We start from the raw sequence: 19,212 nt of genomic DNA, 5'->3' as shown, positions 1-19,212 counted from the left end.
CATCTTGCCGAAAATACTCATATCCGCCCTTGCCAGCCGCGCGCCGGCTCAGGTGGCCAGCACATTGCGGAACTGCCAGGGATCGCTGTCGTCGATATCCTCGGGGAACAGCTCCCAGCGGTCCTGCAACGGTGTCCAGTCGGTGTAATGCGCCTCGACCGGACCAAGATAGGGCCGCTGCACCGCAAGGCAGCGGGCGTGATCCATCTCATCCGTCTCGACAATGCCCGCGCGCGGATTTTCAAGCGCCCAGACCATGCCTGCCAGCACGGCGCTGGTCACTTGCAGGCCGGTCGCGTTCTGGTCGGGGGCGAGCGTCCGGGCCTCGGCATTGGACAGGCGCGAGCCATACCAGAGGGCGTTCTTCGCATGGCCGTATAGCAGCACGCCCAATTCGTCGCTGCCTTCCACGATCTCGTCAGGGCCAAGGATGTGATGCGCCCCCTGCACCCGGCCCGAGCCGAACATCTCGTGCAGCGACAACACCGCATCGTCGCAGGGGTGATAGGCATAGTGGCAGGTGGGCCGGTAGTCCGGGGCCGCGGGATCGCCTACGGTATAGTAGTCGGCAATCGAGATCGCCTCGTTATGCGTCACCAGAAAGCCGAATTGCGGCCCCGGCGTGGGGCACCAGCTATGCACGCGGGTGATGGCACCCGGTCGTTCGATCCAGATCGCGGCGCGGCAGCCCGTCTCGTGGCGATAGGCGTTGTCGGGAAACCATGTCTCATGCGTGCCCCAGCCCAGTTCGGCGGGCTGGAAACCCTCGGCGATGAAGCCCTCGACCGACCAGGTGTTCACAAACACACCGCGCGGGCGCGGTGTGGTGCGGGCCTGCGTGTCGCGTTCGGCCACATGCACGCCCTTGACGCCCAGCCCCTGCATCAGCATGGCCCAGCCGTTGCGATCCTGCGGCGCGGTTACGGCAGATCCGCAATCCGTGGCCAATTGCAGCAGCGCCTCCTTGACGAACCAGCTGACCATGCCGGGATTGGCCCCGCAGCAGGATACCGCCGTCGTGCCACCGGGATGGGCCGCCTTTTCATCCCGCACGGCTTGGCGCAGCGCGTAATTCGTGCGCGCCTCATTGTCGGGCGTCTCGAAATAGAACCCCTCCCACGGCTCCACCACCGTGTCGATGTAGAGAACACCCATCTCGCGGCAGAGGCGCATGATATCCAAGGAGGATGTATCCACCGACAGGTTCACGCAGAACCCTGTGCCGCTGGCAAAGAGGCTGCCCAGCACCTCGCGGTAATTTCCGCGTGTCAGGCCGATGGGCATATGCGGGATGCCGCGCGCCGTCAGGTCGGCCACGGCGGCGGGATCGGGTTCGATCACCATGAGGCGGCTTTCGTCAAAGTCGAAATGGCGTCGGATCAGCGGCAGCGTGCCCCGTCCGATCGAGCCATAGCCGATGATCACCACCGGCCCGTCAATCCGGCCATGCACTGGCCAGCCATCGCGCACATTACCCGTCATCACACACTCCCCCGCCCCTGCATGGATGCAAGATAGGTAGCACCCGGGCACGAAAAAACCCGCCGCAGAGGCTGCGGCGGGTTTATCTGTCCACAAAAGGGGCGAAACCTTAGTTCTTCGCGTAGAATTCGACGACGAGGTTCGGTTCCATGATGACCGGATAGGGCACATCGCCAAGGCTGGGGGTGCGCACGAAAGTCGCGGTCAGCTTGGAGTTGTCCACGTCCAGATAGTCGGGAACGTCACGCTCAGGCAGTTGGGTGGCTTCCAGAATGGCGGCCATCTGCTTGGATTTCTGGCGAACCTCGATCACGTCACCTTCCTTCACACGGTAGGAGGGGATGTTCACGCGCTGGCCGTTCACGGTCACATGGCCGTGGTTCACGAACTGACGGGCGGCAAAGACGGTCGGCACGAATTTCGCGCGATAGACGACGGCGTCCAGACGGCGCTCCAGCAGACCGATCAGGTTTTCACCGGTGTCGCCCTTGACGCGCTCGGCCTCGGCATAGATGCGGCGGAACTGCTTTTCGGTCAGATCGCCGTAATAGCCCTTCAGCTTCTGCTTGGCGCGCAGCTGGGTGCCGAAATCGGACAGTTTGCCCTTGCGGCGCTGACCGTGCTGACCGGGGCCGTATTCGCGGCGGTTCACCGGGGATTTCGGACGGCCCCAGATGTTTTCGCCCATGCGGCGGTCGATCTTGTACTTGGCAGACGTGCGTTTGGTCACGGCTGATCTCCTTCGTTAGAGTTTGAAGGGCGTTGTCCTTTGGCCGAAGCCTGACAGGTCACCCCTTGCGGGGGCCACCAACACCAATGAAGCCGCGCTTATACGGCCGCAGGTCGCAGAGTCAACACCGATATGACGCAAGTGCCGCGACGCGGCGCGGTTGACCCCGACCGGAGCCGGAGCCTAGGGTCGCGCAGTTGCAGATCCGGAGGACGGCATGTCGAAATGGGTGATCATGGCTTTTGTGCTGGCCCTTGCCGGATGCGGCGTGCCGCTTGTGCCCTTTGTCTGACAGGGCGGGACAAGCCACGGATCAGACGTCCTGCCTGATCCGATGGCGGTGATCCCGCCGGTCTGCATCACCAAGGGACTGCCCGGCCCGCTCCGCTAGGCTGCCTCGTGCCGCAGGATCGCCGCTTCCGAGGTGCTGAGCGCGCGACGCGCCGATGCGCCGTAGAGATGCGGATCGTATTCCAGCGCCGGGAACATCGCCAGCAGGCGCATCCTGTCGCCTTCTGCCAGACTGGTCAGATCGGCCTGCGCCGGATGGAAGCTTTCCGTCTCGACCCCGTTGGCCCATAGCACCTGATGGCTGGACAGCAGAAGGTGCACATAGGTCACCTCGCGCAGGGCCATGTCGACGGCGATGGTCTGCCCGTTCACCAGATCCCGTGCCGACACCAGCACCTCATCGGTGTTGAACAGCGCCCGCGCGGCGTGGCCGCTGATCAGCATCCGATGATCCGGCGAGACCAGCAATTCCTGATCGGGCCGTTCCAGACCAAGGGCACCCGCACGGAAACGGATCGGGCGCAGGCGCGGCATCGCGAACAGCCGCGCGCCGGTCATCCGGCGACTGCCGACCCAGAGCACCTCCTGCGCGCCATTGTCCTTGGTTTGCACCCGGTCACCTTCCCGTAGGTCCTGCACCAGACGCGGACCGTCCGGCGTGGCGATGCGGGTGCCCGGCGTGAAGCAGATCACTCCGGCCCCGGACAGGCCGGATTGTGCGGGATGCAGCATCTCCATCGTGTGATGCACGACCCACAGGTCGGTGTTCCGCGGCGGGATCTTGTCCATGAACATCAGCAGCGGCAGCGCGCCGGTGCCGACCTCGATCACGGTGACCGTAAAGCTTTGCGCGCCGTCCGTGACGACGAACCCGTTTTCCTGCAACGGTGTGCTGACCTCGACCGCATCCAGATCACGCGTCTGCGTGATCGCGGCCCCGACAAGGCGGCGCACCATGCGCGCCGCACGTTTTCTCAATTCCGCTTCGCCATCCGCCTGCTCAAGACGCAGGACTGAATCAGAGCCATCAACCCGCACCACGTCGCCACGCCAGGACCACGACGCCCCGACAACCAGCGAATGCACAGGAGCAGCCTCAAGACCGTCCACTTCCGTCTGTGACCAGGAGATAACGAACGTGCCGCCAAAGCCCGTCGTCATACCTGCTCTATCTGCCTCGATCTTTTTTTATCGTTGGATCGTCTTTTTGTATCGAAAGGTTAGCAGACGAGATTGCGGGCTGCAAATCCCTTGCCTTGGCTATCCCGCACAAGCGCGGCAAAAGGGATACACTTTGCCAGCATCGCGTGCCGCCAAGGTTGCACGCGGACAATCTGGGCGAGAGCGGCGCCGTTCAGAAGTTCAGGTCAAGCCGGATCGAGCCGACGAACTGTCCTTCGTCCTGCCCGCGAAATTCCTTGCTCAGCCATGTCACACCATAGAAGGCGGCCATCTGGCGACCCTGCCAATGCACCCCGGCCCGCAGGCGCGAGCGCATGTCCCGCACCTCGACACCCGAGGAGGAGGGCAGGAACTGGCTGTCCGCGACCGAGGCGATATCGCCGCCAAGCACGAATGCGTATCCCGTGAAATCGCCCCCGATGGTGCGATAACGCTGACCGGAGACGGAATCCCGCACCATCAATTCGCCGCGCCCCACCTCGCCGAAGGTGACATCCACACCGGCCCGCACCAGCGTCTCGATTCCGGCACGCGCCTCAAGGAAGGGTCGCATCCGCGCCGTGCCGGACAGATCGAACTCGCGCCCGGCTTCGGCGACAAGCGTGGGATAGATCGCGTTGCCGACCTGTGCCGCGCGCGTGGCGGCGGATGCCTTCTCGACACCGACCAGATCGTGAAAGGCACCCTGCAACCGGTCCAGCCGGGTCTGCGGTCCGGTCATGACCAGATCGGCACCCAGCGCGATTTCAATCCCGTTGCGGTCGAAATGTGTGTGCAGGCCTGCGGACAGCGCCGCCGCATAGGGGCGGTCGCCCGGCGCGGGGTTGCTCAGATCGTCCGGCGCGATGATCTCGGCCCCGAAACGCAGCTCCAGGATCTCGCCGGGCTGCGAAGGCACGGCCCCTGTCCACCCGCGCCCCCAGAGGCGGCTGGACTGCACCGACCCGGTGCGCCACCGGTCCTGTCCGGTGGCGATGAAGTCGTTGTTGATCAGACGGCCATAGCCGATCCGCGCGTGTTCTTGCGCCTGGATGTCCTGCGGTATAACCATCAGAGCGACACATATCGCGGCCAGATAGCGGATCATGGCAAGTCCCTTATATTCGCGTCTTGGTAGTCCTCTCATACGGCACCGCTTGGGCAATTCACCAGTCAGGACGAAAAATTAGATGGACCTGTTGCGGCGACGCAAGATTGAGACATCTGCGCAGCAGTTCGCCGCCCCGGTCCCGCGACCGGTTTGCCGTGCCGCGCGGGATCGGGCATAGTGCGTATGGAGCGCATTTATTGACGGCATCCCCCGTATTTCCTTGACGATTTGAGGCGAACTTCCCCGCATGGACATCATTCTTGTCACCACGATCATTGCCTCGCTGTTCCTGCTGATCGGGATTGCCGAGCCGCTGGCGGCGCGGCTGCGCCTGCCCTACAGCGTGATCTTGGCGCTTCTGGGCATCATGGTCGCGGTGGGGGCGTCCTTCTTTCTGCGCACGGAACTGACCGATGCGCTCAATCCGGTGGCCGAGGCGATTCTGGGCCTGCCGATCCGGTCGAACGTGTTTCTGTATGTCTTCCTGCCGACGCTGCTGTTTCAGGTGACGCTGGTCATGGACCTGCGCCGGATGGTGGATGACTGGGTGCCGATCCTTGTGCTGGCGGTGGTGGCGGTGATCGTCGCCACGCTGGTCATCGGCTACGCGCTGTCATGGACATCGGCGCTGCCGCTGGCTGCTTGCCTGCTGATCGGGGCGATCGTCTCTACCACCGACCCGTCGGCGGTGGTCAGCATCTTCCGCTCGATCTCGGCCCCCAAGCGGCTGGCGCGGATCATCGAAGGCGAAAGCTTGCTGAACGACGCCGCCGCCATCGCGCTGTTCGGCCTGTTCATGGGCTTTGTCATGGCTGGTGTGCCGGACCCGACCCTGCAAGGTGCGCTGGCGCAGTTCCCGCTGCTGATCCTTGGCGGCGCGCTGGTGGGCTGGGTCATGGCGCGGGCGGCCCTGTGGCTGATGATCTTCGTGTCGCAGCATGATCTGGCGATCATCTCGATCTCGGTCGCGCTGCCCTATCTGTCCTATGTGGCGGCGGAACAACTGGTCGGCGCGTCAGGTGTGATCGCGGCGGTCGCGGCCGGCCTGACGCTGAACCTGCTGGGGCCGGGGCGCCTGCCACCGGGAAGCTGGTCGAACCTGCGCGAGGTCTGGGGGCTGCTGGCCCATTGGGCGGGGGCGTTGATCTTTATCCTTGCCGCCCTGCTGATCCCGCGCCTGCTGGACGAGGTGCGTCTGTCGGATCTGGCGCTGGTCGTCGTGGTGATCCTTGCGGCCATCACCGCGCGGGTGATCATCCTGTTCGGCCTGATGCCCTTTCTGTCGCTGATCCGCCTGTCGCCCGTGATCGAACGCCCCTACCGGGTCGCGATCCTCTGGGGCGGGTTGCGCGGCGCGGTGACGCTGGCGCTGGCGCTGGCTGTGACCGAGAGCTTCCGCGTGCCGGTCGAGGTCAAGCGCGTGGTCGGCATCCTTGCCACGGGCTTCACGCTGTTCACTCTTCTGGTGCAGGGCACCACCCTGCGCTGGGTGATCAAACGGCTGGGGCTGGACCGGTTGTCGGCGCTGGATGCGGCCCTGTCGAAGCAGGTCGTCGCCGTCGCCCTGCAAAAGGTGCGCGAGGATGTGGCGACCACCACCGAGAGTTACGAGTTGACCCGCGAAACCGTAAGGTCCGAGGCCAAGCGCTTTGCCGCGCGGCTGGACAAGGCCGTGAAGGATGCCGAGGAAGGCGAGGAAATCTCGGACAAGAACCGTGTGACACTGGGCCTGATCGCGCTGGCCGGGGCCGAGCGCGAGATGATCCTTGCGCGCTTTCGCGAACGCGCGATTTCCTCGCGCCTGTCGGATCGCATCCTCAGCGATGCGGACCGGTTGATCGAAGCCGCCCGCAGCGGCGGGCGCACCGGGTATCAGCGCGCGGCACGGCGCAGTCTGGGCAACGGGCCGGGGTTCCGCGCCGCCGTCTTTCTGCACAACCGCCTGCGCCTGTCGGGCCCGCTGGGCCGCCGCACCGCCGACCGCTTCGAGATCCTACTGTCCCAGCGCCTGATCCTGCGCGATCTGCACGGTTTCATCGACACCCGCATCCGCCGCATCCATGGCCGCCGCATCGCCGATCTGCTCCACGACTTGCTGGACCGGCGGCTGGAGCAGGTCGAGCAAGGTCTGGACGGGATGCGCCTGCAATATCCCGGTTATGCCGAGGAACTGGAGCGCCGCTTCATCCGCCGCTCGGCCCTGCGTCTGGAAGAGCGCGAATATGACACGATGCGCGCCGACGGGTTGATCGGCGCGGAATTGCATATGGCACTTGTGCAGGATGTGGCCGCGCGGCGCAAACGGGCCGATGACCGCCCTACGCTGGACCTTGCCGTGCAGAAATCCGATCTGGTGCGGCAGTTTCCGCTGTTCTCGGGGCTGGACGAGAAAACGCTGCATCGCCTGAGCAAGGCGCTGGTCACCCGCTATGTCAACGCGGATGACAAGATCATCCGCCGCGACACGCCCGCCCGCAATGTTCATTTCATCGCTTCTGGTGCCGTCGAATTGCAGGCTGCGGGGCAGACATGGCGGCTGGGCCGGGGCGAAATGTTCGGCCAGATGGCGATCCTGATGCAGAAACCGCGCCGGACCGAGGTGACGGCCATTGCGCCCTCCAGCCTTCTTGTGCTGGACGAAGCGCGCTTCCGCCGCCTGCTCAAGCGCAGCAAGATCCTGCAAGACGCCGTGATCGACAGCGCGCGGCGGCGCGGTCTGGACCCGGCGCAGATACTGGCCGCTGTCGGGGTGACGGTCCCGAGCGAGCCTCTTGCTGAAACCGGCGCAGACAAGCCCGCGACGACGTCACACAAGGACTCTGGCCGGGCGGAAGAGGCCATCCCTGAAAAGCCGGCCAGCGCCCCGTCGGAAGAACCACAGGGCGTGGCAGAGGTGGAGGAGCCGCCCGTTGGTGGCGGCGCCGACCCGTCAGCGCCCGCATCACCGGCAGCCGCCGAAGAGGCCCCTGAGCAGCCGGAGGCCGCGCCCAAACGCAAGCGGGCAAAGTCCGCGTCAAGGACCGGATCCGAAACGGTGGAGCAGGACGAAGACCCGAAACCGGGCCGGACCGGCACAGTTTAGAATCGTTCCAAACCTTGACAGATGGCCCGGCGGGGCGCATATCCTTGGTAACCACGAAAGGTATGACCGCGATGTTCATTCAGACCGAATCCACCCCGAACCCAGCCACGCTCAAGTTCCTGCCCGGCCAGACCGTGCTGGAGATGGGCACAGCCGATTTCCCCAGCCCGGAAGGGGCCTCGTCCTCGCCGCTGGCAACCCGGCTGTTCGCCGTCGATGGTGTGACCGGCGTCTTTTTCGGCACTGATTTCGTGACCGTGACCAAGGCGGCGGATGTGGAATGGGACCATATCAAACCCGCCCTGCTGGGCGCGATCATGGAGCATTTCCAGTCCGGCCAGCCGGTCATGGGCGCTGGCGCACAGGCCGCCTCTGGCCATGCAGAGCATGATGGACCGGATTCCGTCGTGGTCGGGCAGATCAAGGAACTGCTGGACACCCGTGTCCGTCCCGCCGTGGCGCAGGACGGGGGCGACATCACCTTCCACGGGTTTGACCGTGGCGTCGTCTACCTGCACATGCAGGGCGCCTGCGCGGGCTGCCCGTCCTCGACCCTGACCCTCAAGATGGGGATCGAGAACCTGTTGCGGCACTATATCCCCGAAGTGACCGAGGTCCGGCCGGTCGCCGTCTGATCCGACCGCTGGCCGAGCGCGACGCCGTGACACCGCATCCCACCGAACCGGTCATTCTGGCCTTCGACACATCGGCCGCGCATTGCGCGGCCGCTTTGCTGCGCGGCAAGACCCTGTTGGCCCGCACGGCCGAGGACATGGGGCGCGGTCAGGCCGAAAGGCTGGTGCCGCTGCTGGACGAGGTCATCAAGGGTGCCGGACTGGAATGGTCCGATCTGTCGGCGCTGGCCGTGGGTATCGGCCCCGGCAATTTCACCGGCATCCGCATTTCCGTCTCGACCGCGCGGGGGCTGGCACTGGCGTTGGACATTCCGGCCATCGGCATCAGCACTTTCGAGGCGATCACCAGAATGGCGACCCTGCCCCATCTGGCCGCCGTGCCCGCGCCGCAGGACAAGGTCTATATTGCGCCCGAAGGGCAGGACCCCTCGCTTGTGACGATGGACGAGGCGCATGCCATCGGCCTGCCATTGGCGCTGCCGCCCGCGCCCGCCGATCTGGTGGTGGCCATGGCCCGCGTGGCCCGCAACCGCTTTATCGTAGGCGCGTCGCTGCTTGCGCCTGCGCCTCTCTATATCCGTGCCGCCGATGCGGCCCCGGCCCGCGACGCGCCTCCGGTGATGCTGCCTGATGACGCCCGCTGACCAAGGCCCGACACCCGCCTGCATGGCCGCCGTCCATGCCGCCGCCTACCGGCTGGACCGTCCCTGGTCCGAGGCGGAATTCGCCGGTCTGACCGCAAGCCCCCATGTCATGGCCTTCGGGGATGCGCGCGCGATCCTTCTGACCCGGATCATCGCGGACGAGGCCGAGGTTCTGACCATCGCCACCCATCCCGATCACCGCCGCAAGGGTCTGGCCCGCGCGCTCCTGGAGCGTTTTCACGCGGCGGCCCGCGCGCACGGCGCGACACGCGCCTTTCTGGAAGTGGCGGCAGACAATACCCCGGCGCTGACGCTGTATCTGGCCGCAGGCTATGCGCAGGTCGGTCAACGGCGCGCCTATTATGACCGCGCCGCGGGGCCGGCGGCGGATGCCCTTGTCCTTGAACGGTCACTCATCTGAGACTGTGGCGACAACCTTCACGATTTCGCGGGAGTCGCTACGTCAACTTCCAGTTTCCTGTTGACCCATCCCCGGCGCTGCGGCCTAAACTGGCTTTTGATCAAAGCCTATAGATCGCCGGACGGGGTGCGACGCAACCAGCACCGCCGCCGCCAACCCACGGGAGACCAACATGACCCTGATGCAGAAATTCCTCGGCGCCGCCGCAGCCACCGCCCTCAGCGCAGGTGCCGCACTGGCCGAACCGGCCCTGATCTTCGATCTGGGCGGCAAGTTCGACAAAAGCTTCAACGAAGCCGCCTTCAACGGGGCCGAACGCTGGAAGGCGGAAACCGGCGGGAGCTATCTGGAGACGGTGATGCAGTCCGAGGCCCAGCGCGAGCAGGCCCTGCGCCGCTTTGCCGAGGCAGGGGCCAACCCCATCGTGACCACGGGTTTCGCCATGTCCGATCCCATCGCGCAGGTCGCACCCGATTATCCCGAGACCATGTTCGTGACCATCGACGGCTATGTCGATCTGCCCAACGTCAAGGTGATCGGCTTTACCGAACATGAAGGGTCCTATCTTGTGGGCATGATGGCGGCGATGGCCTCCAAATCGAACACCGTGGGCTTCATCGGCGGCATGGACGTGCCGCTGATCCGCAAATTCGCCTGTGGCTATGCGCAGGGCGTCAAGGCGGTGAATGCGGATGCGAATATCATCGCCAACATGACCGGCACCACGCCCGCCGCGTGGAACGACCCGGTCAAGGGATCGGAACTGACCCTGTCGCAGATCGGCCAGGGCGCGGATGTGATCTATGCTGCCGCGGGCGGCACCGGCGTTGGCGTGCTGCAAACCGCCGCGGATGAAGGCATCCTGTCCATCGGCGTGGACAGCAACCAGAACCACCTGCATCCGGGCAAGGTCCTGACCTCGATGCTCAAGCGCGTCGATGTTGCGGTGTATAACGTCATGAAGGCCGGGGCCGATCTGGAACCCGGTGTCGAAGTGCTGGATCTGGCGGCTGAAGGCGTGGGCTATGCGCTGGACGAAAACAACGCGGCGCTGGTGTCGGACGAGATGAAAGCCGCCGTCGATGACGCGCGGGCCAAGATCATCTCGGGCGAAATCACCGTGCATGACTATACCTCTGACGACAGCTGCCCGGTCCTGACCTTCTAAGGATGACGGCAGACACACCAGACGCGGCGCGGCAGGTCACTGCCGCGCCTGATCCACAGGTGCCCGCGATCGAGCTGCGCGGCATCTCCAAGGCGTTTGGGCCCGTGCAGGCCAACAAGGACATTTCGATCCGCGTCATGCCCGGCACGATCCATGGCATCATCGGCGAGAATGGCGCGGGCAAATCCACGCTGATGTCGATCCTCTATGGGTTCTACAAGGCCGATGCGGGTGAGATCTTCATCAGTGGGCAAAAGACCACCATCCCCGACAGCCAGGCGGCCATCGCCGCAGGCATCGGCATGGTGTTCCAGCATTTCAAGCTGGTCGAGAATTTCACGGTGCTGGAGAACATCATCCTTGGGGCCGAGGATGGCGGCCTGCTGCGCCCCAGTCTGGCCAAGGCGCGCGCCTCGTTGAAATCGCTGGCCACGGAATATGAACTGAACGTCGATCCCGATGCGGTGATCGAGGATATCGGTGTCGGCATGCAGCAGCGTGTCGAGATCCTCAAGGCGCTGTATCGGCAGGCGGATATCCTGATCCTGGACGAACCGACCGGCGTTCTGACCCCGCCCGAGGCCGATCACCTGTTCCGCATCCTGCGCAACCTGCGGGACGAGGGCAAGACGATCATCCTGATCACCCACAAGCTGCGCGAGATCATGGATATCACCGATACCGTCAGCGTCATGCGGCGGGGCGAGATGACGGCGACCGTCAAGACCGCCGAGACCAGCCCCGCGCAACTGGCCGAGCTGATGGTGGGCCGCAAGGTCCTGCTGCGGGTCGAGAAAACGCCCGCCACCCCCGGCAAACCCGTGCTGGACGTGGATAACCTGCGCGTCGTGGATGCCGCCGGGGTTGAACGCCTGCGCGGCGTGTCCTTCACCATCCGCGCGGGCGAGGTGCTGGGGCTGGCCGGGGTCGCAGGCAACGGGCAGTCCGAATTGCTGGAGGTGCTGGGTGGCATGATGCCCGCCACCGGCACCGTTCGGGTGAACGGCACCCCCATTGATCTGACCGGCCCCCATGCCGATGGGCAAAGCCGCCGCGCCGCGGGCATCGCGCATGTGCCGGAGGATCGGCAGCGCAAGGGCCTGATCATGGATTATGCCGCGTGGGAGAATTCGGTCTTCGGCTATCACCGCGACCCGACCATCGGACGCGGCCCGCTGATGCGGAACGCCGCCATTCTGGATCACGCCGCAGCGCAGATGCAGCGTTTCGACGTGCGCCCGCCCAATCCACGCCTTCCCGCCAAGGCGTTCTCGGGCGGCAATCAGCAAAAGGTGGTGCTGGCGCGCGAGATCGAGCGCGGCCCTGACCTTTTGCTGATCGGCCAGCCCACGCGCGGGGTTGATATCGGGGCCATCGAATTCATCCATCAGCAGGTCATCGCCCTGCGTGACGCGGGCAAGGCGATCCTTCTGGTCAGTGTCGAACTGGACGAGATCATGGCGCTGTCGGACCGTATCGCCGTCATCTTCGATGGCCGCATCATGGGCGAGGTCGCAGCCGAGGATGCGAGCGCCCGCGAACTTGGCCTGATGATGGCCGGCGTCTCAACCGGAAAGGCCGCCTGATGGAGCGGATGCCGAAATGGGCCGATGTCGTGCTTATCCCGCTGATCTCCTTGCTGCTGGCGGCGGTGCTCTCGGGACTTGTGATCCTGGCGATTGGCGAGGACCCGATCAACGCGCTGAACCTGATGATCAAGGGCGCGCTGGGTTCGACCTATGGCTGGGGCTATACGCTGTATTACGCGACGAACTTCATGTTCACCGGGTTGGCCGTGGCCGTGGCCTTTCATGCCCGCCTTTTCAATATCGGCGGCGAGGGACAGGCCATGCTGGGCGGGCTGGGTGTGGCGCTGGTCTGCCTTTACCTGCCGTGGCCGCATTGGTCGCTGGCGCTGATCGCATCAACCGTGGGGGCGGCGCTGTTCGGCGCGGCCTGGGCCTTTATGCCCGCCGTGCTGCAGGCCAAACGCGGCAGCCATATCGTGATCACAACGATCATGTTCAACTTCATCGCCGCCGCGTTCCTGAACTGGCTGCTGGTCGGGCCTTTGAAGCCGCGCGGGGGCATGGACCCCTCCACCGCGCGTTTCCCCGAGGCCACGAACCTGCCCAGCCTGCATGACCTTCTGGCCCCGCTGGGGATCAGCTTTTCCAAGGCCGCCCCGGCCAATATCTCGTTTCTGGTGGGCATTCTGGCCTGTGTGCTGGTCTGGGTGCTGATCTGGCGCACCCGTCTGGGATATGAGATCCGCGCCTTCGGCCATTCCGAACCCGCCGCGCGCTATGCCGGGATCAGCCCCACCAAGATCACCGTGATCACCATGCTGATCTCGGGCGGGCTGGCGGGAATGATGGCCATCAACAACGTCATGGGCGAGGCGGAGCGTCTGGTGCTGAACGCGACGGAAGGTGCCGGTTTCATTGGCATCGCCGTCGCGCTGATGGGGCGCAGCCATCCGTTCGGGGTGTTTCTGGCGGCGATCCTGTTCGGCTTTCTCTATCAGGGGGGCGCGGAACTGGCGCTGTGGACAGCCATCCCGCGTGAGCTGATCATCGTGATTCAGGCGTTGGTGATCCTGTTCACCGGCGCGCTGGACAACATGGTCCGAATGCCGCTGGAGCGTATCTTCATGGCGCTGCGGCGGAGGGGCGCGTGATGGATCTGATCACCGTCCTGCAAGTGCTCGATTCCACCGTGCGGCTGGCGACGCCGTTGCTGCTGGCTTGCCTCGCGGGGCTGTTCAGTGAACGCGCGGGCATTTTCGACATCGGGCTTGAAGGCAAGATGCTGGCCGCCGCCTTCTTCTCCGCCGCCATTGCCGCCGTGACAGGATCGGTCTGGCTGGGGCTGGGGGCGGGTATCATCGCCTCTCTGGCGCTGTCGGGGCTGCACGGTCTGGCCTCGATCACCTTCCGGGGCAATCAGCTGATCTCAGGCGTGGCGATCAACTTTCTGGCCGCGGGGCTGACCGTGCTGATCGCGCAAAGCTGGTTCCAGCAAGGGGGCCGCACGCCCGCATTGCTGGCCAGCGGGCGTTTCGGCCCGATCAGCCTGCCGGGGGCCGAGGCGCTGCGCGAGGTGCCCGTTCTGGGCCCGATCTATGCCGAGCTGATTTCTGGCCATTCGATCCTTGTCTATGTGGCTTTCGCCTGCGTGCCGCTGACATGGTGGATCCTCTATCGCACGCGGTTCGGTCTGCGCCTGCGCGCCGTGGGCGAAAACCCTGAAGCGGTGGATACCGCCGGGATCTCGGTCGTGCGGCTGCGTTATAGCGCGGTGCTGATCTGCGGGCTGCTCTGCGGTCTGGCCGGGGCCTATCTGGCGACCGCCCTGCAAGCGGGCTTTGTGCAGGACATGACAGCCGGGCGCGGCTATATCGCGCTGGCCGCGCTGATCTTTGCCAAGTGGCGACCCTGGCATGCGCTCTATGCAACGCTGCTGTTCGGCTTTCTGCAAGCCATCGCCTTGCGTTACCAGAACCTCGATCTGGGCTTTGTCACCTTGCCTGTGCAGGCGATGGATGCACTGCCCTATATCCTGACGGTGGTGATTCTGGCGGGCTTCATCGGCAAGGCCGTGCCCCCCCGCGCAGGGGGCCAACCCTATGTGAAAGAGCGCTGAGCACGGCGAATAAGTCCAGATCGCCCCGCAGGATCAGACCTGAGGCGAAATTCGCCCCGCTCCGCTTGCCTTTTGAAGCCGCAGCGCGCTAGGGATAGCCATGCAGATCTACCTTCCCATAGCCGAAGTGTCGGTCAATGCCTACCTGCTGCTGGGTCTGGGCGGGATCGTGGGTGTGCTGTCGGGCATGTTCGGCGTGGGCGGCGGCTTCCTGATGACGCCGCTGCTGTTCTTCATCGGCATCCCTCCGGCCGTGGCCGTGGCCACGGGCACCAACCAGATCGTCGCCTCGTCCTTCTCGGGTGTGCTGGCCCATCTCAGGCGCAAGACCGTGGACCTGAGGATGGGCACCGTCCTGCTGGGCGGCGGCATGATCGGCGCGGGCATCGGCGTGATGGTGTTCAACTACCTCAAGGCGCTGGGGCAGGTCGATCTGCTGGTGACGCTGTTCTATGTCTTTTTCCTTGGCATCATCGGCACGCTGATGTTCGTCGAAAGCCTGAACGCGATCCGCAAGGCGCGCAAGGCGGGTGGCGCGGGCAGCAGTGCCAAGCGACGGCACCGCAACTGGGTGCATGTGCTGCCCTTCAAGATGCGCTTTCGCACATCCGGGCTGTATATCTCGCTGATCCCGCCGGTGCTGATCGGGGTCAGCGTGGGTATCCTGACCGCGATCATGGGCGTCGGGGGCGGCTTCATCATGGTGCCCGCGATGATCTACCTTCTGGGCATGCCGACCAAGGTCGTGATCGGGACCTCGCTGTTCCAGATCATCTTCGTCACCGCCTTCACCATGATGCTGCACGCGATCACCAACCAGACCGTTGATGTGGTGCTGGGGGTGCTGCTGCTGCTGGGCGGTGTGATCGGCGCGCAGATCGGCGCGCGGATCGGCGTCAAGCTGAAGGCCGAGCAGTTGCGCATCCTGCTGGCGATCCTTGTGCTGGCGGTCTGCGGCAAGCTGGCGCTGGATCTGCTTCTGATGCCGTCCGAGCTTTACTCCATCGGCGCGGAAGGGGGTGGGGCATGATCCCGTCGCGCATCCTTCCGGCTGGCCTGTTGACCCTTGCCCTTGGCTTGCTCGCACTGGTCGCGCCCCGCACCGCGCTGGCGGAAGAGGTGGTGATGGGCCTCAGCCAGAGCAGTATCTCGATCTCGACCAATTTCTCGGGCTCGGACATCCTGATTTTCGGCGCCATCAAGCGTGAGGTCGCCATCCCCGAGGGCGATCTGGATGTGATCGTCACCATCTCAGGCCCCTCTACCCCGCTGACGATCCGGCGCAAGGACAGGCGGCTGGGTCTGTGGATCAACACCGCCGCGGTCGAGATCGACCGCGCCCCCTCGTTCTATGCCGTGGCCACGACCGGACCGCTGTCCGAGGTGTTGTCACAGACCGAGAACCTGCGCCACCGCGTGTCGATCCCGCTGGCGATCCGGTCGGTCGGCGCACCCGAAACCGTCGGGGACGCGCAGACCTTTACCGAAGCCCTGATCCGCATCCGCACCGAGAACGGCCTTTATGCCCTGCTGGAAAGCGCGGTCGAGGTGCAGGAACAGACCCTGTTCCGCGCCTCGATCAGCCTGCCCGCCAACCTGACCGAAGGCGACTACCTGACCCGCATCTTCCTGGCCCGCGACGGCGAGGTCGTCGCCCAGTATGAAACCGAGATCGACGTCCGCAAGGTCGGGTTGGAACGCTATCTCTTCACCCTCGCCCATCAACAGCCCCTGATCTACGGGCTGATGTCACTGGCCATCGCCATTCTGGCGGGCTGGGGCGCCTCGGCCTTCTTCCGCGTGGTGCTGCGGCAGGGCTGATCTCGCAGGCCCGCGCGCAGCGGCGGCTGTGGCCCTTTGGATATTTTCAGCAAGAAGAAACAGGGCGTCAGCCGCGCCCGATATAGGGCATCTTGGTCGCGAGGATGGTCATGAACTGGACATTCGCCTCGGGGCCAAGGGCCGCCATCTGCAGCACGGCGCGCGCCACATCGGCCACATCCATCGTGGGCGGCGCATCGCCGGGATTGGCGGCGATGATCCCTTCCAGAAGCTCGGTGCGGGCATTGCCGATGTCAATCTGCCCGCAGGCGATGTCAAAGGCGCGCCCGTCCAGCGACAGGCTTTTGGTCAGCCCGGTAATCGCGTGTTTCGTGGTGGTATAGGCCACCGAGAAAGGGCGCGGCGCATGGGCAGAAATCGAGCCGTTGTTGATGATCCGCCCGCCCTGCGGGTCTTGTGCGCGCATCAGGCGAAAGGCCGCGCGGGCACATAGAAACATCCCATGCAGGTTCACATCCACGACCTGACGCCACTCATCGACACCCAGTTCGTCGATGGGGGCGGCGCGGCCGAAACTGCCCGCGTTGTTGAACAGCACATCCAGACGGCCCGTTTGCGCGGCAAAGGCGTTGAACGCCGCATCCACCGCGTCCGGGTCCGTGACGTCGCAGGGCAGCACCACCGCCCCGTCATGGCCTTTGGCCACAGCCTCCAGCGCATCAGGGCGGCGCGCGACCAGACCGACGCGCCAGCCCGCCTCAAGAAAGGCCGTGGCGCAGGCGGCGCCTATTCCGGCGCTGGCACCCGTGATGATGATGGATTTCATAGCTCTGCCTCCTCCTGCATCTCAAGGCTCAGCGCCGGAGCTGCCATCGCCTTGAGGTCATCCACCCTGAGCGGCCCCGACGGTTTCGACAGCCGGTTGCGCACCACCCAATAGAGCCGCTCCTGCGCGCGGGTGATCGCCACATAGGCCAGCCGCTTCCACAGGGGCTGCCCCGCCTCGGACCGGCCCATGCGCGCGGCGGCATAAAGATCGGGGGCGAAAACCTGCACGTTTTCCCACTGGCTGCCCTGCGCCTTGTGGATCGTGACCGCCGCCCCGTGCAGAAAGGTCGCGCCCATCTTGGCGGCATAGGGGATGAAGGGTTCTTCCTCGTCCGGCTTCTCGATCTTGACGATGGAGGCCGCGTTGACCTGCGGATCTTCGGCCCCGATGACATGCAGGCGCGAGAAACCGGGCTTGCGCCCTGCGCCCAGATAGATCACCTGCGCCCCCTTGATCAGGCCCCGCGCCTCAAGATCCAGCCGCTTCTTGCGATGTTTCAAGGGCAGTTCCAGCCCGTCGCAGATCAGCGGCTCGCCCTCCAGCAGCTCATCCTCGGGCGCGCCATGCACGGCGCGGAAGGCATGGATCAGCCGGATGCGCGTGGCATTGCGCCAGACCAGCACCGGGCTGCGGGCCATCAGATCCACCTCGACCCGCTGGCCCCAGATCACGCGGTCATCGCGGGCGGCGGCCTGTTCCACCATCCGTTCGAAATCCTCGAAAGTCAGGGCGGGATCGGCCAGCGCATGGGCCAGATCAAGGATCGGGTTATCCGCTTCCTGACGGTGGATGCGATTCAACTCCAGACGCGCGGGGGCGGGCAGGCTGTCAAACACCATCCCGCCGGACTGATTGATGGGGGCCAACTGCGCCGGATCGCCGAACAGGATCAGGGTCGGGAAAATATCCTTGAGGTCGGTGAACTGCCGCTCGTCCAGCATCGAGGATTCATCGACCAACCCGATGTCCAAAGGCTCTTCCCGCCGCTTCCAGCCGGTGATGAAATCCGACCCGCGCAGACCCGCCGCCGCCAAGGCACCGGGGATGGACTTGTGGATCTGGTAGAACGCCAGCGCCCGGTCCAGCGCCACATCGGTCAGCCCCTCGATCTCGGGGCGCTCGCCATTGCCGGCCAGCCATTCGGCGACACGCTCGTATTCGGGATCATAGACGGGGGTATAGATGATGCGGTGGATCGTCGTCGCGGGGACACCACGGTTCCGCAGCACCGAGGCCGCCTTGTTCGTGGGGGCCAGAATCGCCAGCGTGCGCCGGTCCTTGCGGCGCTTGCCCTCGTAATCGCCGGACACCAGCTCCACCCCTGCCGCCTCTAGGGCGTGGGTCAGTTCGGCCAGCAGCAGGGTCTTGCCCGACCCGGCCTTGCCGATCACGGCCAAGACACGTGACGCCCCCTCAGTCGCGGGGGTCAGGACACCCTCTTCCAGATCGACGCCCACGCCGCGCAGGGCACCGGCGATACGGTCAAAGGCTTCGGCCTGATCTTCAGAAAATGTCACAGCGGGCAGGGTCATGGCGCGACCCTACAGCCGCCCCGCGCCAAGGGCCAGAGCCCGCGATCACGCCACCTGTGTCCTCTGCCCCTCCGAAGGCGCGGCGATACCACAGCGCGGACAGCGCCGCAGATAGTCCCGCCCGCCGCGCCACCCGGGCCCGCGCCGGGGGCGTCAGCGACCACAGCCCCAGACTGACCCGCGCACGCCCCTCGCCCGCATGGCCCAGAACCTGCGGACAGGACCCGATCCGGCGATAGATCCGCTCCATATTGGCGTCGAACACGCCCACGAAATGCCGCAACCCCTGCCGTTCCAGCAACTCGCCACCGGCCAGCATCAAGGCGGCGGCCACCTGCGATCCGGCACCGGGGGCCAGACAGAAACGCGTGCATTCCCAGATCTGCGGGTTCCGCACCGGAACACCGGCGTTCAGATGGGCGAAATGCTCGTTCACCATGCAGCGCCCCGTGGTCGGCAGAAAGCGCATCGACCCGCCGTGCCGCCCGCAGGGCTGCGCCCAGATCACATAGAGCGGGTCCAGCGCATCATATTGATCCCGCTCGAACCCGCCCGCATCGACGGCAACGGACCAGCCCAACCGGTCCGAGAATTGCGCGGCCCGGTCCCGGAACATCGTGTCACGCAGAACGGGATACTGCGTCAATTCCCCTGCCGTCACATAGCGCAGCATCGCTGGTCTCCTCTGGTTGGAGGGCG

General features: G+C 65.2%; 17 protein-coding genes. 10 read left to right on the top strand and 7 right to left on the bottom strand.

The window, feature by feature from the left end; all coding sequences use genetic code 11:
- Positions 1-48: 48 nt before the first annotated feature.
- From PVW27_RS03910 to PVW27_RS03895, 4 genes are all read right to left on the bottom strand, one after another.
- The gene (locus PVW27_RS03910) at positions 49-1,482 is read right to left on the bottom strand and encodes a homospermidine synthase (protein ID WP_274555268.1); all 1,434 of its coding nucleotides are present in this window, start codon (positions 1,480-1,482) and stop codon (positions 49-51) included.
- A gap of 109 nt (positions 1,483-1,591) precedes the next feature.
- Positions 1,592-2,212 (bottom strand): 30S ribosomal protein S4, encoded by a 621-nt coding sequence (gene rpsD / locus PVW27_RS03905; protein ID WP_274555266.1) that lies wholly within the window; start codon positions 2,210-2,212, stop codon positions 1,592-1,594.
- A 387-nt stretch (positions 2,213-2,599) separates the two neighbouring features.
- Entirely contained in the window at positions 2,600-3,664 is a 1,065-nt protein-coding gene (locus tag PVW27_RS03900; protein WP_274555264.1) for a Hint domain-containing protein, read from the bottom strand.
- 193 nt (positions 3,665-3,857) lie between these two features.
- Positions 3,858-4,772, bottom strand: a complete 915-nt coding sequence (locus tag PVW27_RS03895; protein ID WP_274555263.1) for a lipid A-modifier LpxR family protein — start codon at positions 4,770-4,772, stop codon at positions 3,858-3,860.
- A 250-nt stretch (positions 4,773-5,022) separates the two neighbouring features.
- On the opposite strand from PVW27_RS03895, the gene PVW27_RS03890 reads away from it, so the two are divergent.
- From PVW27_RS03890 to PVW27_RS03845, 10 genes are all read left to right on the top strand, one after another.
- Positions 5,023-7,857: a cation:proton antiporter gene (locus PVW27_RS03890; RefSeq protein WP_274555262.1), complete on the top strand. Its 2,835-nt coding sequence runs from the start codon at positions 5,023-5,025 to the stop codon at positions 7,855-7,857.
- A 71-nt stretch (positions 7,858-7,928) separates the two neighbouring features.
- Positions 7,929-8,492, top strand: a complete 564-nt coding sequence (locus PVW27_RS03885; RefSeq protein WP_274555261.1) for a NifU family protein — start codon at positions 7,929-7,931, stop codon at positions 8,490-8,492.
- A gap of 26 nt (positions 8,493-8,518) precedes the next feature.
- A complete protein-coding gene (tsaB, locus tag PVW27_RS03880; RefSeq protein WP_274555260.1) occupies positions 8,519-9,136 on the top strand; it encodes a tRNA (adenosine(37)-N6)-threonylcarbamoyltransferase complex dimerization subunit type 1 TsaB in 618 nt (205 codons plus the stop codon).
- Positions 9,123-9,557 (top strand): GNAT family N-acetyltransferase, encoded by a 435-nt coding sequence (locus PVW27_RS03875; RefSeq protein ID WP_274555259.1) that lies wholly within the window; start codon positions 9,123-9,125, stop codon positions 9,555-9,557. The genes tsaB and PVW27_RS03875 overlap by 14 nt, the downstream gene beginning before the upstream one ends.
- 172 nt (positions 9,558-9,729) lie before the next feature.
- Entirely contained in the window at positions 9,730-10,725 is a 996-nt protein-coding gene (locus PVW27_RS03870; RefSeq protein WP_274555257.1) for a BMP family lipoprotein, read from the top strand.
- Between the two features lie 2 nt (positions 10,726-10,727).
- Complete coding sequence (locus tag PVW27_RS03865; protein ID WP_274555255.1) at positions 10,728-12,311, top strand: ABC transporter ATP-binding protein; 1,584 nt, start codon at positions 10,728-10,730, stop codon at positions 12,309-12,311.
- Positions 12,311-13,405, top strand: a complete 1,095-nt coding sequence (locus tag PVW27_RS03860; protein WP_274555253.1) for an ABC transporter permease — start codon at positions 12,311-12,313, stop codon at positions 13,403-13,405. Before PVW27_RS03865 ends, PVW27_RS03860 begins: the two co-directional genes overlap by 1 nt.
- Positions 13,405-14,370 (top strand): ABC transporter permease, encoded by a 966-nt coding sequence (locus PVW27_RS03855; RefSeq protein WP_274555251.1) that lies wholly within the window; start codon positions 13,405-13,407, stop codon positions 14,368-14,370. The genes PVW27_RS03860 and PVW27_RS03855 overlap by 1 nt, the downstream gene beginning before the upstream one ends.
- A gap of 100 nt (positions 14,371-14,470) precedes the next feature.
- Positions 14,471-15,400, top strand: a complete 930-nt coding sequence (locus PVW27_RS03850) for a sulfite exporter TauE/SafE family protein (protein WP_274555250.1) — start codon at positions 14,471-14,473, stop codon at positions 15,398-15,400.
- The gene (locus PVW27_RS03845; protein ID WP_274555248.1) at positions 15,397-16,191 is read left to right on the top strand and encodes a TIGR02186 family protein; all 795 of its coding nucleotides are present in this window, start codon (positions 15,397-15,399) and stop codon (positions 16,189-16,191) included. The genes PVW27_RS03850 and PVW27_RS03845 overlap by 4 nt, the downstream gene beginning before the upstream one ends.
- A 67-nt stretch (positions 16,192-16,258) precedes the next feature.
- Here PVW27_RS03845 and PVW27_RS03840 read toward each other — a convergent pair whose 3' ends face one another.
- The 3 genes from PVW27_RS03840 to PVW27_RS03830 are packed head-to-tail and all read right to left on the bottom strand — an operon-like array spanning position 16,259 to position 19,186.
- Complete coding sequence (locus tag PVW27_RS03840) at positions 16,259-16,978, bottom strand: SDR family oxidoreductase (RefSeq protein WP_274555246.1); 720 nt, start codon at positions 16,976-16,978, stop codon at positions 16,259-16,261.
- Positions 16,975-18,513 (bottom strand): ATP-dependent DNA helicase, encoded by a 1,539-nt coding sequence (locus tag PVW27_RS03835; protein ID WP_274555244.1) that lies wholly within the window; start codon positions 18,511-18,513, stop codon positions 16,975-16,977. The genes PVW27_RS03840 and PVW27_RS03835 overlap by 4 nt, the downstream gene beginning before the upstream one ends.
- On the bottom strand, positions 18,485-19,186 hold the full coding sequence (locus tag PVW27_RS03830; protein ID WP_274555242.1) for an acyl-homoserine-lactone synthase: 702 nt from the start codon (positions 19,184-19,186) through the stop codon (positions 18,485-18,487). The genes PVW27_RS03835 and PVW27_RS03830 overlap by 29 nt, the downstream gene beginning before the upstream one ends.
- Positions 19,187-19,212 lie beyond the last annotated feature (26 nt).

Source organism: Seohaeicola sp. 4SK31 (assembly GCF_028802875.1).
In the GTDB taxonomy this organism is placed as follows: Bacteria; Pseudomonadota; Alphaproteobacteria; order Rhodobacterales; family Rhodobacteraceae; genus Seohaeicola.
Note: the sequence above shows the minus strand (reverse complement) of the source record. Positions and strands in the feature narration are given on the sequence as shown.